The sequence below is a fragment of the Paenibacillus sp. YIM B09110 genome, from assembly GCF_037167145.1.
GTDB lineage: Bacteria > Bacillota > Bacilli > Paenibacillales > Paenibacillaceae > Pristimantibacillus.
In genome coordinates this window covers 156498-171871 of record NZ_JBANSP010000008.1, presented here as the reverse complement: position 1 = coordinate 171871, position 15374 = coordinate 156498, and the positions used below count along the sequence as shown (strand labels likewise).

10 protein-coding genes are annotated in these 15374 nt (G+C 47.5%); 8 read left to right on the top strand and 2 right to left on the bottom strand.

What is annotated here, in order from left to right:
* Nucleotides 1-95: 95 nt before the first annotated feature.
* The 4 genes from V8F51_RS14655 (at nucleotide 96) to V8F51_RS14640 (ending at nucleotide 8638) form a co-directional block, all read left to right on the top strand.
* Nucleotides 96-272: a hypothetical protein gene (locus V8F51_RS14655; RefSeq protein ID WP_337101021.1), complete on the top strand. Its 177-nt coding sequence runs from the start codon at nucleotides 96-98 to the stop codon at nucleotides 270-272.
* Nucleotides 273-410: 138 nt separating this feature from the next.
* A complete protein-coding gene (locus tag V8F51_RS14650; RefSeq protein WP_337101020.1) occupies nucleotides 411-3389 on the top strand; it encodes a PD-(D/E)XK nuclease family protein in 2979 nt (992 codons plus the stop codon).
* Nucleotides 3382-6621, top strand: coding sequence for a UvrD-helicase domain-containing protein (locus V8F51_RS14645; RefSeq protein ID WP_337101019.1), 3240 nt, complete (start codon nucleotides 3382-3384; stop codon nucleotides 6619-6621). Before V8F51_RS14650 ends, V8F51_RS14645 begins: the two co-directional genes overlap by 8 nt.
* A 145-nt stretch (nucleotides 6622-6766) precedes the next feature.
* A complete protein-coding gene (locus V8F51_RS14640; RefSeq protein WP_337101018.1) occupies nucleotides 6767-8638 on the top strand; it encodes an ATP-binding protein in 1872 nt (623 codons plus the stop codon).
* 35 nt (nucleotides 8639-8673) lie between these two features.
* Here the strand turns inward: V8F51_RS14640 and V8F51_RS14635 are convergent, their stop codons facing one another.
* Together V8F51_RS14635 and V8F51_RS14630 are read right to left on the bottom strand one after the other, a co-directional pair.
* A complete protein-coding gene (locus V8F51_RS14635) occupies nucleotides 8674-8916 on the bottom strand; it encodes an NHLP leader peptide family RiPP precursor (protein ID WP_337101017.1) in 243 nt (80 codons plus the stop codon).
* Between the two features lie 125 nt (nucleotides 8917-9041).
* On the bottom strand, nucleotides 9042-9974 hold the full coding sequence (locus V8F51_RS14630; RefSeq protein WP_337101016.1) for a hypothetical protein: 933 nt from the start codon (nucleotides 9972-9974) through the stop codon (nucleotides 9042-9044).
* Between the two features lie 380 nt (nucleotides 9975-10354).
* Between V8F51_RS14630 and V8F51_RS14625 the strand changes: the two genes are divergently transcribed.
* The 4 genes from V8F51_RS14625 (at nucleotide 10355) to V8F51_RS14610 (ending at nucleotide 15368) form a co-directional block, all read left to right on the top strand.
* Nucleotides 10355-10921, top strand: a complete 567-nt coding sequence (locus V8F51_RS14625; protein ID WP_337101015.1) for a hypothetical protein — start codon at nucleotides 10355-10357, stop codon at nucleotides 10919-10921.
* Nucleotides 10922-11266: 345 nt separating this feature from the next.
* Nucleotides 11267-12388 carry a Gfo/Idh/MocA family protein gene (locus tag V8F51_RS14620; RefSeq protein WP_337101014.1) on the top strand — a complete coding sequence of 374 codons (1122 nt, stop codon included), beginning with the start codon at nucleotides 11267-11269 and terminating at the stop codon, nucleotides 12386-12388.
* Nucleotides 12389-12429: 41 nt separating this feature from the next.
* On the top strand, nucleotides 12430-13443 hold the full coding sequence (locus V8F51_RS14615) for a substrate-binding domain-containing protein (RefSeq protein ID WP_337101013.1): 1014 nt from the start codon (nucleotides 12430-12432) through the stop codon (nucleotides 13441-13443).
* Nucleotides 13444-13499: 56 nt separating this feature from the next.
* Complete coding sequence (locus tag V8F51_RS14610; RefSeq protein ID WP_337101012.1) at nucleotides 13500-15368, top strand: cache domain-containing sensor histidine kinase; 1869 nt, start codon at nucleotides 13500-13502, stop codon at nucleotides 15366-15368.
* Nucleotides 15369-15374 lie beyond the last annotated feature (6 nt).

The following is a 15374-nucleotide window of genomic DNA, read 5'->3' as shown; positions in this document are numbered from 1 at the left end:
TTGGCAGCGGCTGGCTTATCGGATCATGTTTTTATCGGTTTAAATGGAAGCCCGCAATCGTATTATGTTTATTTGCGATGCTGCCTACGCTTGCAATGGAAGCAATACTTTCCACCGACTGGGTCGGCTGGATAATGCAATTCACCTTCGATATCGAGCGGTCAAATATTTTCGTTGTTGTGTTACTCGCGTTATGCGTGATTGCTCTTCTATATGGCGCCGGTTACTTAATGCTTCGTAAGGTGACGATTAAGCGCAAACTCATTTCATAGGATATTTGAATTTGCAGCTTCTTCAGAAATTATTTCTGAAGGGGCTGTTTTTTTTTGGAGTTCGTGACACCCTGTTGTCAATTCGAACGTTTATAATTGAGAAAAAGTGGAATGACAATGGGAGGTCGAAGCATAGCGATGACAGCGGGCCTACAGCTTGAGCAGTTATACGGGTGCATAGGGAGCAGTCCGCTCCAAAGGAAAATCTTGCTCGTTCAAAGTCATGCGGAAGGTCACATGCTAATCGAGAGAGTCGTTCGTGATTACGGGGCCGCATTGCATACGGACATTCGGACTATGACATCGTGGGTGCTTCAACTGACGGAATTGGCGCTGGCCCAGCATCGCATTCGATATATAGGCCGCGAAGAGGTCTACTGGATTGTTCATAATCTGCTTGTACAGGCGAACGGTGCGGGAGAAGCTTATCTGCGCGGAATTAATATTACCCCGGGTGTCGTGCGTGCATTCGTGGACGGTATTGGAGAACTACGCGATGCGGGTATACAGGCACGCGACGTATGGCCTTCGTACTTCGAATCTAAGGCGAAGGGGGACTGCGTTCAAAGGCTACTTGATCGCTATGAGCAATATTTAATCGTGCATAGGCTTAGCGACTTCGCTGGACTGTTGCCTCATGTACGCAAGCTGTCGAAGCGTCATGAGTGGATTGTGACGGGTCCTACTGACGGATGGCCTGCCGTACATCGTGAGATGCTTGATTGTCTGACGGTTGCTGATCGATTATGTAAGATTGATCGGGCTGTTGGATGGCTAGATGGCGATAAGCCGTTGCCAATGGAAGCAGTTGCTTTCCGTCATGCAGCCGGACCGCTGTCAGAGGTAAGAGGCGTGTTCCGCATGATGGCGCAGAGTCAGGCGGCATGGGATCAGACAGAAATTATGATGTCTGATGTCGAGGCTTTTACCGGCGCGATTTATTCGATCTCACGCATGTATGGCGTGAAGTGTACGTTTTCTGGAGGGCTGCCGATCTCTTATTGCAATATCGGTCAAGCGGCAGAGACTTATCTTGGCTTTCTAGAATCGAACTATAACGTCGATTTTATCGTTAAGGCATTGAAGCGGCGAGTTATTTCAATTGGGATTGACGATGCGAGCCCTATTTCATCGGCATCCATCGTACGCCAGCTGGAAGGCGCGGGAATCGGCTGGGGTCGCGAGCGTTATCAGCTTGCGGCGAAGTTCGCCAAGGGTTATGCAGATCGAAGCAGTGAGATGGATGAAGCTGACGCTGGCTTAGAGAGTATGAAGGAGACTGCCGCTATTTGGGGGCAGTTGGACGTTTTCTTCGGTAAGTTGTTCAAAGGGTTGCCTGATACGTCGCATGTAGCGCCTGCTGTTCTCCTTAAGGAGTTAATTGCATTCGCGGATAGCTATGCGATTGTTAGGAACGGGGACGATAGGGAAGCGCTCGGCGGAATGAAACAATTGCTGACGTCTATGCAGGGCGCGGGCGACCAGCAGGCTGTGCTGCCGTTTCAACTGGCAATCGCGTTCATCAGAGATGGGTTAGGCGGGCTGCGAACTTTTGTAACGTCTATTCATGAGTCTGGAGCGGTGCATGTGACATCGCTATCCGATGGGGGACAAAGCGGCAGGGAGCATACGTTCATCGTTGGGATGACAGAGAAGAGCTGGGCGATAAAGAGTCGACAGCATCCCATTCTCCTCGACCTCGAGCGGGAGCGTATAAGCGGAAACTTGTTGAATAGTGACCTTCGAACCAAGCTTAAACTTTCTGATAGGAACAGCCGCCTTGGGCTCATGATGGGGAACTGCTATTGCAGCTACAGTTCCTACGATATAACCGGGAACACGGAGCAATACCCGGCGTTCGAGCTCCTTCAGATCTACCGGTTGTTTAGCGGCGAGAGGGAAGCGGATTATGATTCGCTGCATCAATATATGGGTGAGCTTGAGCGTTATTTCGGATCGTCGGCAGTCCCATATTCATTGGATGGTATCGATGCGATGCTGACACGTCTGGTTGCGCCGAACGGGCAGCTCAGAGATGGGGACGAAGCGCTGCTTCGACTATATCCTAACTTAGCTGATGGGGCCCGCGCTAATGCTGCGAGACAGACTGGGCTGTCGTTGTCGGCATACGACGGCATGATTCACACAGGCGGCGAGGCCATTGCAGCCTATAACGAGGCTAGACCGCATTTGAGCGCAAGCCGGATAGAGCTGTTCGCTCGTTGTCCTCTTCAATACTTTTATCAAGAGGTGTTAGGAATTCGCGCAAGTCAGGCATCCGAGTTCGATCGCTCGCAATGGCTCGATGCGATGCAGAGGGGAACTCTTCTTCACGCCATCTATGATCGTTACTTGCAGGCCGCTTCTTCTGGGGGGCTGGCAGAGGGGAGGTCTACGCCAAAGCATGATCGATTGCTTCTTGCGCGCATAACAGATGAGACGCTTCGTGAATATGCAGAGCTAATCCCGGCACCAAGCACTTCGGTGTATATCAAGGAATGCGAAAGCATTCGGCAGGATACGGAAATTTTCTATGCGAGTGAGCTTGGACGATCCTCGATGCCGATATGGTTCGAGCTTCCGCTTCATGAGGATGGTGAGCCTCTCCAGGTAGAATTGGCAGACGGATTGCGGCTGTCTGTCAAAGGGTTTATCGATAGAGTCGATCAGATCGCTCCGCATCAATATAAGATTTATGACTATAAGACCGGAAGCCCGAAGAAGTACAAGGAAGACGTATATTTCGCCGGAGGCACGCAGGTACAGCTAGCGTTGTACGGCGTAGCCGCACAACAATTACTGCGGCAATCAGGACTGGATAAGGACGCTGTTGTCATCTCCTCTTCCTATTATTTTCCGACGGTTAAGGGCTTGGGGGAGGAAGCGATTCGTGAACAAACCGACAGCCGCAGAGAGGAACTGTCTGCGCTCGTCAGCTCTGTCATAGAAGCAATCAGTCAAGGGGTATTTCCGCCTACAGATAACCCTGATCATTGCAAATGGTGCGATTATCGTGAGGTGTGCGGGAATCATGCGGTTGTATTTAAGGATAAGAGGCTGCATGAGGCGAATGAAGTGCGCCTAAGATCGATTACGGAGGTGAATGGTCATGCATAAGCAGCAGGTGGATGACGATAGGCGCGCACGCGAGCGTATTGCTTGTGACCTGGACGTTAATTTGCTCATTGAGGCAGGTGCCGGATCAGGGAAGACGACATCTGTCGTCGGCCGTATGCTTGCGCTTATCAAGACAGGCAGCGCTGAAGTGCAACAGATTGCTGCTATAACGTTCACGAACAAGGCGGCCTCGGAGCTAGCCAGCCGCTTCCGAATGAAACTGGAGCAGGAGCTGCGAACAAGCGAGGATGAAGTGGAGAAGCAACGGCTGGAGCAGGCAATGGTTCAACTTCATGAAGGCTTCATCGGTACGATTCACGCCTTTTGCGGGAAGCTGCTCAGGGAGCGGCCGATTGAAGCTAAGCTTGATCCCGCCTTCCGCGAGATGGAGCAGGAGGAGGACCAACAGTTCAGAGACAACTGCTGGGACGATTATTTGGTTATGCTGCGGGAGCAAGGGAAAGAGCGGTTAATCGACGAGCTCGCAGAACACTTAGTTCATGTAGAGGATCTGCGTGCTGCTTATCATCGCGTGTCTCAATACGAGGATATCCACATTCATGTTCAGCCTGTACTTCGACCGGACTTTGATCTGATTCGTCTCTCTTTATTCCCTCTGCTGGATGAGGCATACCCATATATCCCTTCTAACGCACCGGTCGGCGGTTATGATGAGCTGCAGAAGCTGATCCAACAAGCGGGCAAGCTGCGGTTGCTCAGCTCAATGGATCAAGAAATGAACGTATTAACGCTCGCGAAGCAGTTCGATAAGGAGCTCAAGATTACGCAGAAAAAGTGGCATGACAAGGATACGGCTAAGATGCTGCTGGGGCAGTTCCATGATTGGCAGATCAAAGTGTTGTGGCCATTTCTTGGCCGCTGGAGATCGTATATGCATCCGAAGCTCATCTCCTTCGTTCAACCAGCCGTAAAGTATTGCAGGGAGAGACGCGCAGCCGAAGGAAAGCTGAACTTTCAGGACTTGCTGATGCAGACTTCTGCCTTATTACGTGAGCATGACGAGGTACGGGCATACTTTGCGGCGAGATATACACGGTTGTTCGTGGACGAATTCCAAGATACCGATCCTATTCAAGCGGAGATGATGCTTCTACTAACAGGAAGAGATCCGAAGGAGTCGGATTGGAGACGTCAGTTGCCCCGTCCCGGCTCCTTATTCATTGTCGGCGATCCGAAGCAGTCAATCTATCGGTTCCGGAGAGCAGATATATCGACCTACAACTTCGTGAAGGAAAGAGTAGCCTTGAGCGGAGAGGTGCTGCAGCTAACGCGCAACTTCCGCTCCGTACAAAGTATTGGTAACTATGTGAACTATGCGTTCGAGAGCAAGTTCGCCAAGGTCCAGCAGCCTTCCGATAGCCAGGCTGCCTTTGCTCCTATGCTAACGCAGCAGCCTAATCCTAAGGGCAAAGGGGCGGCTCATGGCGTATACACAATTACGATTCCGAAGGTTGATTATGACCGCAAAGCGGTAATAGCGGAAGAGAACGCTGACCGTATTGCTAGATATATTGCAAGAGCTTGTAATGGAGAGCTTGCCATTCAAGAGAAGGATAGCAATGGAAAACCGTTGCTGCGGCCTGCGGTTCCAGGCGACTTCATGATTCTATTGAAGCATAAGCAGTTTATTAATCTATACGCAGCGAAGCTAGAGCAATACGGAGTGGCCGCCTATACTTCGGGCAGCGAAGTTCTCTATGAAGAAATCTATATGCTATATCAGCTTGTGCAAGCACTCGGCGATAGCTCGAACCGCATTCCGCTGCTAGCTGTCTTGAGAGGCATGTTGTATGGAGTGAGTGACAATAGCTTGTACCATTTTCGCAAGGAAGCGGGCTCGATCTCGATCTATACGAAGGCTGTGGAAGATCAGTTGAGTGATGATGCAAAGCCGGTTCTAGCTGCTTTGCTTAAGCTGCGAGAATACACTGCTGTTGTTCGCGATCTGCCTGCGTTAGCAGCATTGACCCATATTGTTCATGATCTAGGATTGTTGCCGCTATCTGCAATAGGTCAGACAGGGGCACTGCGAAGCGGCACACTTCTTAAACTGCTTGAGACGGTAAGGGCTGATTCGGAGACAGCATCGGATTGGAGTTCACTGACAAGCTACCTGCAGAGGTTAACGGCATCGCGCGGAATGGAAGGAACGAGCTTATTCGCGGGCAGCGGAGAAGCAGTTCGGATTATGAATGTACACCGTGCGAAGGGACTTGAAGCTCCGGTCGTCTTTCTCGCATCGCCTTGCGGGGACAATAGCCACGACGCGAAGGAGCATATTGATCGGCTGTCTGAGCCTCCGCAAGGCTACTTCACGATATCTCGTCCGAAGGACAGCAATCATATGGAAGTAATCGGTGAACCGGTAGATTGGGAACGTCTTTCCGAGCGTGAGCGAACTTTCATGCATGCCGAGACTGACCGCCTATTGTATGTAGCGGCGACGAGGGCGAAGCAGTTGCTTATTATAAGTCGCTATCCTGTACGTCCTGCCATCGATCCATGGAGTTTACTTGGCAGTTCGCTTAGCGGCCAGCAAGAGCTGGAAGATGAACCTTTCAAGCCTGTTACAGCGCCTTCCCTTATATCCATTCCTGATGAAGATGTATTGGGAGCTGCCGCTAAGTGGCAAGCTTATGCTGCTGCCGCATCAGAGGCGACCTATGAAGTGACGAGTGTTACTTCACTTGCCAAAGGAGAAGGCGCAGGTTCTCTGCCTAGGCCTACAGATGGCGGGGGCGTGGCATTTGGCAGCACGGTTCACCGCTGCTTACAAGCGCTAGGTGAAGGACTCCAGGCTGAGCTACTGCCGGATTACTGCGAGCTGGTAGCCGAGCAGGAGGGGCTTAAGCTGGAATGGCGCGGACGTGCAATGGCAGCTATAGAAAGAGTAATCGCCAGTGACCTGTGGAAACGCAGTGAGCGAGCTATTCAAAGGCACTTCGAATATTCATTTATGATTAAGCGGGAGCAAGACGGCCGGGAGAGGCTGATCCGTGGAGTGATTGATCTTGTCTTCGAGGAACTTGATGGCTGGGTTATTGTGGATTTTAAGACAGACCAGTTCGCTTTAGAGAATGAGAGGCAATTTGTCGAATTTTATCGAAACCAAGTGAAGGGCTATGAGACCGAATGGACGGAAACCTTCGGCTTTACGGCCAAAGAAGCGGGACTTTACTTCATTCATCATGACAAATACGTGGAGCTATAATTAAATATTTTTCATAAAATAAGGAATTGCTAGAAGGTCATTGCCGAAGATTGTCGAACTCTAGTAGAGAAGTAGCAATCTATTATCGACTTTCTGAGGTGTATGTATGAAGGGTTTGCTCAAATATACTGTATTTATCGCATTCGTGTTCGTAATTTTCTCATCCATTCTAGTTCAACCGACCCATGCGCAAGCCAACTCAGAAGACAACGACACCATCTACATCAACGAATGGGAAATGAAATGGGAAACCAACCCCGACGCTACGATCGAAGACGTTATGTCCCAAGATCAGGCGGAGGGGTGGTTTCCTGTTGCCTATGGGGATGATTTACCTGATTTACCCGAAGGAATCAAGACCGCATGGTTAAAATTTGGTTTGCCGGAAAATAATTTTATTAGACCCGCGTTGTTAATGAATAAAATTGGAGCTAGAAGTATCAATGTATACATTGATAAGACGCTTATTTACAATACAAAAAGAGAGTATGCTTATAATAAAAACGAGATATTACTCCCTCTTAACTCTAATGAAGAGAATAAGGTAGTATATATAAAATTTCAGACGGGTGCAGAATGGATCGGTTTACAAGATCATATTCGAATGGCAGAATATCAAAAATTGACTCAATATTATATGAAACAAGGATTACTAGATGTAATATTAGGGGCTTCTCTTATTTTTGTTTCTCTTGCTATGTTTTTAAGTGCTTTTTTTATCACTAGAGCGCATGCAATAGGTTGGAACTCATTAAGCACAGTAATTCTATCTGTTGGATTAATGATTTTAACGTATTCCCCATTGGTACATTCAGGAACAGGTTTGTTTGGGGAAGTATGTTACTACTTGTTTGACGTTGCTTCCACGTTTCTAATGCCATCTTTATTTTTCTTTTTTGAACGAGTTTTTGGGAAAGGTCCGTACAACATTATTGCTATCTTCAAAAAAATCCATGTAATCTTGGCGATTATAAATCTTACATTCTTTTTCTCAGGATTTATATCGTCAGATATTCGTAATTGGTACTTGATGGTCGGGTTTGTGATATTCGGTGGGTTTATTATCATTAGTTCATTATTGCTTATTATTTTAGTTATTTATTACTGTAAACAAAGAAATAAGGATGCAATTATATTAACAGTTGGCGCTTCCATCTTTACTTTCATTGCGTCTATAGAAGTCATATGGTATTTATCCGTCGGAGGTTACTTTTTATTTTTTTGGAAGTGGGGTATTCTTTGTTTTATTGCTTCATTAATTGTTATTTTAGTAAGGAAAATTATGATGAATTACGAGCAAGTGGTAAAGTATTCTAAGCAGTTAGAAGTATTTAACAATGAGTTGCAACGTTCAGAAAAGATGGAAATGATAAGTCAATTGGCTGCTTCGGTGGCTCACGAAGTTCGAAACCCATTGCAAGTTACTAGGGGGTTTTTGCAAATATTAGGTGGCAAATCAAAAGATGATAAAGATAAAGGTTATATGCAACTTGCGATTGATGAACTTGATAGAGCATCAGAAATAATAACTGACTTTTTAACTTTCGCAAAACCACAGTTAGAGAACACTAATGTGTTAAATTTAGCCAATGAGTTACAACAAATTGAGGGGATATTAGTTCCTTTAGCAACCATGCAAGGTGGGATTATTAGGACAAATCTCTCCGCTGACATGTTTGTGAAAGGAAACTCTTCGAAGTTTAAACAAGCTCTTATTAATATAATAAAAAACAGTATTGAAGCGCTAGGAGAAGATGGTTTGATTGAGATATCTGCGCATAAGTCTGAGAATTCAAATGAGGTCATTATTAGAGTTAAAGACAATGGAGAGGGGATAAGTGAAGCCGATCTGAAGAGACTTGGGGAACCGTATTACTCCAAGAAAACGAAGGGAACGGGACTTGGGTTAATGGTAACATTCAGAATTATTGAGCTTATGGAGGGCAGAGTGGAGTACATTAGTACGAAGGGATTAGGAACAGAAGCTGTTATTCATCTGCCTATCACAAATAAATAAAGCCGAATGCATAAGCGTTCGGCTTTTTTTACTTATTAGTACCAAGCGGGAAAGCCAAGGTTGTCAGAAGAAGTAACACTTTTCGGGCTTTGTGGAAGGATGAAGTACTTTTTAGAATCAGTTTCTTCCAACACCTCGACTTCGAGCGAGTCAGGAATTTCTGTTCCGAAGGCTTCTTTTACCGCTGCTTTCGGATCTGCTAGAAGTTTCTTTTTAAACTCTGCGTCTTCCCAAGCTTTTTGAATAATTTGATCTTGCAAGGACTTATCTGCGGACATACTGATCACCCTTCCGAATATGTATAAGATTACCATAATCAGTCTATCATGACGGGTCGACAAAATCTATATCAACAATTGTATTTTTCGACAAAAATAGCCTTTATCTCCTCTAATTTTTGATATTATCGTCCTTGTTTTTCGAAAAAGTAGTTCAAACCGCCTTTTTTCATCCGTTCGCGATTCGATTCTATTGATTCAGCGGTTTGGGTCAAATGATCTAGTATATATTGGTTGTAATTTTCCAATTCAGGAAGTTGTGAATTTAGTGAAAGTAAGTGCATGTGTTGATTGCGTGCAACTTTGACGTATTCATTCATACAGCAGCGCACGTATATGTAAGTACTAACGATATCTTCAGTTAGGGGGACATCTGGCTGCAGACTAGTCTCTATCATGGCTATAAGGCTATTGTAGCTGGATTCTAGCATATCTTCCTTCCAATCTACCCAGTCGTCGGCCATCTGTAAGGTCATAAGAGCGATGTCGACAGCTTCTTCAATTGTTGGAATAAGGTCCTCTTTGCTGCCTAGAAGAAGAGCTCCTGAACTTGCTATTTTGACTGGACCTGCTTTGTGGGCAATTTGAATCGGATCCGCAAGAAAGTAGTTGTTAGATGTTTCGTTAACTACGCTGCTGGCCCATATTGTCTTATACTTAGCGTAGTAGTCCCAATATGGCGAATGTGATGGAAAAAGTGTCCTTGATATGGAGAGCATTTCTGAGTAAAGAAGATTGCCTAACGCAAGCTTCTCCTTCACATCGGAGGCGGGACCGTCATCCATCACGTCATCTTGTATAAAGTAGTAGAGCATCAAATAAACATTCGTCAGAGCCAGCTTATCGCATTGCTCATCCGTAATGCCAGCTACATCCTTCATCCAATAAGGCAATAGCATACAAATGAAGTTTTGTCCCTTGTCATGCTTAACAGGGTGGAATTTGTCCGCATAGGCAAGTCCAACCTGGTCCAAAGGCGCTGGGAAACCAGCAATTGTCCGTTCAGCAGCATCATAGACATAAGTGAGTCTTTCCTTATAATTTTCGTACCAATCCATCTCTACGCCCTCCGATTCGCAACTTTCATCAGTCCGAAGCTAATAAAAACTTAATATACGCATATGTATGAAACAAGGGTATTCTGAATCTTTTCTACTATATCAATATTTGCCAATATGCGACAGTATTCTACATGAAAAAGAGAGTATGGAAATAGGCGAACTGCCAGTTGAGGAAATAGGGTTTTTCCAGTAAAATAGAGACAGGCTTTCCAATTGAAACGTTTGCCAAATCAAGTCCGCCGATGTTATCGAATGACACTGACAAAACTGGACTAAGGTCGAGGGTGCTTCTATTACCTGAGCAGGTTTAGGATTTGTTGCTCCTGCATTAAAGTTAATACCAGGATAAGAGTTCTTTAATGTGGAGGTTGTACGGCATGAATAGAGATTATGAAATTTACGTACTATTGACGGATACAGGCACGTTATTTACGAAGACCATCAAGCTATTTACGAGGGATCCTTTGAATCATGCCTCCCTAGCATTTGACAGCAACTTGAACGAGGTATATAGCTTCGGTAGAAAAAATCCCAACAATCCTTTTTTTGCCGGATTCGTGAAAGAGGATGTGCGGGGCGATTTCTTCGAACAGACGACCTGCGCATTATATAAATGTACGATTAGCCAGCACGCCTATCAAAGTATTCGCACGCAGATCAGCGTCATGGAGCAGAACCGGGATCAGTACAAGTACAATCTGCTTGGAATGTTCGGGGTCATGTTCAATATTGAGATGAAGAGGGAATATGCGTACTTCTGTTCCCAATTCGTAGCTTCCGTCTTCGAGCAAGGCGGCGTGAATCTGGTCAATAAATCGCCGCTGCTCGTTACCCCGGGCGACTTGGTCAATACGCCATTACTGGAACTCGTATATCACGGCAAGCTGCATAACTATACAGGCTGCCAGCAACGGCAGGCTGCCGCAACCTTTAGAACCGCATGACGAAGACCTCTGTCCATGAGGTCTTTTTTTTCTGTTAGCCCACCTTAATTAACTGCAAAGTAAGAAAGCTGTAGAAGTTCGGTTACGGACTCAGGTGACGCTAATGAGCTAAAACTACATCGGTTACAGATTAAACGGACCGAGGTGAATCTAACTACCTTAACGGTGTGTTCAAAATGCCAAAAACATGCTTATAGAGTCTCTCGAGTCCGTAAAGCGATCTTAGTGGCCAATATTAAGCTAATAAGGTCTATGGGGTCCGTAACAGTAAATAAGATCAAAATCGAATGGAATGGAACTAAATTCATTTTGAGCGACGATTACTTTTTAGTGGGAGGAATAAATATGTCTTTGATTACGTTCGGAATTGTCGGTGCTGGCTGGAGAGCCGAATTTTATTTACGAATTGCACAGGCGCTTCCACAGCAGTTCCGTGTACATACCATGCTCGTTAGAGACAAGGACAAGGCGCTGGCTATGGAGCAAAAATGGGGCGTACGTACGGTAAGCACGGTCCAGCAATTCGCAGCACTGGCGAAACCGCATATCCAGTTTGCAGTCGTATCCGTTCCCCGAACGGCTGCGCCAGCCATTACCCTGGAACTTGCAGCTGAACATATTCCGGTGCTGGCGGAGACGCCACCCGCTTCCGATCTGCAATCGCTCACGGCTCTATTCGAGTCCATACCGCAATTGGCTAAGGTTCAAGTAGCTGAGCAGTATCTATACCAGCCGATGCACGCCGCAAGAATTAAGCTTGCCCGCTCGGGAAAGCTTGGCGAGGTCAATCATGTGCAAGTATCGGCAGCCCATGATTATCATGGAATCAGCTTGATCAGAAAATTGCTCGGAGTTAGCTTCGAGCAAGCGATTATCCGAGGCGAGAGCTTCGCATCTCCGATGATAAGAAGCGGAGGCAGAGAAGGCGACCCTACAGACGGCGAGATCATCTCGTCGGAACAGACCATTGCGACACTTCGTTTTGGAGACAAGCTTGGGGTGTATGATTTTACGAGAGAGCAATATTTCTCATGGGTTCGTCGTGACCGCATTCTCGTTCGCGGCAGTCATGGCGAGATTGTTGGCGCAGAAGCGGCTTATATGGTTGATTATGCGACGCCAGTCTACTCGGAGCTTCGCCGGATAGATACGGGGCATAACGGCAATCTAGAAGGTTACTTTCATCGCGGCATCACGAACGGGGAAGAGTGGCTTTATCGCAATCCGTTCGCGCCAGCTAGACTAACCGATGATGAGATCGCTATTGCCACATCCTTGCTCCATATGGGCGAATATGCCCTTGATGAGCGCCCGTCCTTTTATAGCTTGGCTGAAGCTTCACAAGATCATTACTTGGCGCTAATGATGCAGCAGGCAATCGCAACGGGGCAAACAGTGAACACTCAGCCACAAATATGGGCAAAGGCAAGTATGGCAAACGGCGGTAACTTGCAAGATAATAGGTAACAGATCTAAGACCATTACGACCCCAGAATGGAGCTGCGACGGTGAAAAAAATTCTCGTCATATACGGACTTCTCATTATTACATTCATGTTGTTCATGTTCTATAGCCAGAACAACGGATTTCGCAATACCGCTGCCAATCCGTGGGACGAGATGGATGAAGGACTTCGCGGCTCGATAGACGAGAAATATGTCATGGTGACATTCCTCTCCGGTATCGAATACTGGAAGACGGCAATCAAAGGGTTCGAGGATGCAGCGGAGGCGCTGAATGTATCGGTGGAATACAGAGGGGCTACGCAATATGACGTCAATGAGCAGATAACAGTGTTGGAACAGGTCATTGCGAAGAAGCCGGCCGGGATCGCGTTGACCTCTATGAATGCCGAGGCGCTGACCGATTCGATTAATAAAGCCGTAGAGGCAGGCATTCCGATTGTTCTGTTCGATTCGGGGGCTGAGCTCAGCAATGCGTATTCCTTCCTCGCGACAGACAACTACAACGCGGGTGTTACCGCCGCGAACAAGATGGCTGAGCTTATCGGAGGCAAAGGTAAGGTTGGTATCATTACGCTTCCTAAGCAGCTGAACCATCAGGAACGGACGATTGGCTTCCAAGAGACGATTAATAAGGAATACCCGGAGATGGAGGTCATTGCGATCAAGGACGGCAAGGGCGATCAGCTTATTTCTGGTGCAATGGCGGAGGAGATGTACAAAGACCATCCCGACTTGAAAGGGGTATTCATCACGGAGGCTAACGGCGGCGTAGGCGTAGGCAAGCTGTTCGGAGCCGATCGCAAGGTGAAGATTATTAGCTTTGATACCGATAAAGGAACGCTTGATATGGTGCGCAACGGAACGATAGCAGCTACGATGGCGCAGGGCACATGGAATATGGGCTATTGGTCGATGCAATTCCTGTTCCATCTGCACCATAACATGACGGAGCAGAGCGCAACGGACGTACCTGGAGGCATGCCGCTGCCTAAATATGTGGATACGGGCATTACGGTCGTGACGAAGGAAAATGTGGACAGCTTCTATGCGAAATAACGGACCGCGTCTGTGGAAATGAGTGGATGGCGATAAAGCAGCTGAAATTTTTTCAAATGAATAACTTGCCGATCCGTTACAAGCTGATCATTATGTTCCTGCTCATCAGCATATTGCCCTCTATCGGCCTTGGATTGCTGATCGACTATACGGTAGAGCGGATCATCGGCAGACAGGTGAACGAGAATACGATTCAGCTTATCGGCAAAGTGAATCGGTCGCTCGAGTTCTACGTCAGCAATATGCAAAATATGACCTATCTGATTGCGTTTGATCCCGGGGTTAAGCGGTTTTTGGAGTCTAGCGGCGACGGCGATGGGGGAGAAGCAGACGCTAACCACTTCCCTTCAAAGGAGCAGCAGGCTGCTGATGAATACGCGATGCGTAAATTTCTGCAAGGGTATACAACGCTTTATTCCGAAATTGCGGGCATTATGGTCGTGAACGCCAAGGGCGAATACATAAGCAACGAGCTGTACGCGCGAAGCGATAAACCGCTAACGGAAGAAAGCTGGTACAAAGCTGCCGCGACGGATAAAGGAATATTTAAGATTGTCGGGAAACCGAGCGGACGCAACATTACAAGCCATGCGAGCTACACGGAGGATGAAGTCATATCGGTGGCACGGGCGATACTGAATCCCGATACGCAGCAAGTAGAGGGCGTCGTGCTTATTGATCTTAAACTGCGAGTGATCGCGGAAGCCGTCAAGGACGTGCGGTTAGGGAAGACGGGATACCTGCTCGTTATCGATAAGGATGGCAGCCATATCTATTCCCCGACGAAACCGATCATTCGCGATATTCCGAAGGAATGGGCGCTGGAGGGGAATGTCGGCTCTTTCGCGAAGACGGTGCAGGGGGAGGAGCTGCAGTTCATCTATCGAAAGTCCACCTTCACGGACTGGACGACGGTAGGTGTCTTCTCCACGAAGGAATCGGCGCTTGAGGTGCAGGAGATACGCTTCTATGTCATCAGCTTCGTATTCTTCCTATCGCTTCTGAGCATTGCGGCTGCCATCTATCTCGCTTATTCGATGTCCAGACCGATCAATCAATTAATGTCGTTCATGCAAAAAGCGGAATCCGGCGATATGACGATTCGTTATTGGGGCGAGCGGGAGGACGAAGTTGGCCAGCTCGGCAGAAGCTTCAATACGATGCTGGCCCAGGTGAATCGGCTGCTGCTGTTAACGGAGCTGCAGGGGAAGCAGAAGCGCGAGGCGGAGCTGAGGAGCCTGCAAGCTCATATTAAGCCTCATTTCCTGTACAATACGCTGGATACGATTCATTGGATGGCACGCAAGAAAGGGGCGGAGGACGTAGCTGAGGTCGTTCAATCGCTGTCGCGTCTATTCCGTATCGGACTTAGCAAAGGCAATGATATTATTCCGTTAGCGGACGAGTTTGAGCATATCCAAAGCTACTTAACGATACAGAAGACGAGGTACAAGGATAAGCTGAACTATACGCTTGAAGTGGAGGATGACGTTCAGCCTCTATACGTGCTTAAGCTGCTTCTACAGCCCATAGTGGAAAATGCGATCTACCATGGCATCAAGGAGCGCCGGGGACCGGGTCATATTGCAATAACGGCGAAGGCAGATGACGGTGCGCTGCTGCTAAGCATCACCGACGATGGCAAGGGTATGACGCCGGCAAAGCTTGCCAGCCTCCGGCAAGCACTGGAAGGATCGGTCATCTCGGAGGTTGACGGCCTTGATACGGCTTCAGCAACGGCTTCAGGAGTGATGCAGATGCGTGAAGGGAAGGAGCCGCAAGGGCAAGGCTACGGCATTCAGAATGTGCAGGCTAGAATAAGGCTGACGTTCGGCGAGCGATACGGCTTGGTCATCGACAGCGAAGAGGGTGTCGGAACGACGGTGACGATCGTACATCCGATCTTGAAGGATATTACGGGTTAGGCAGGG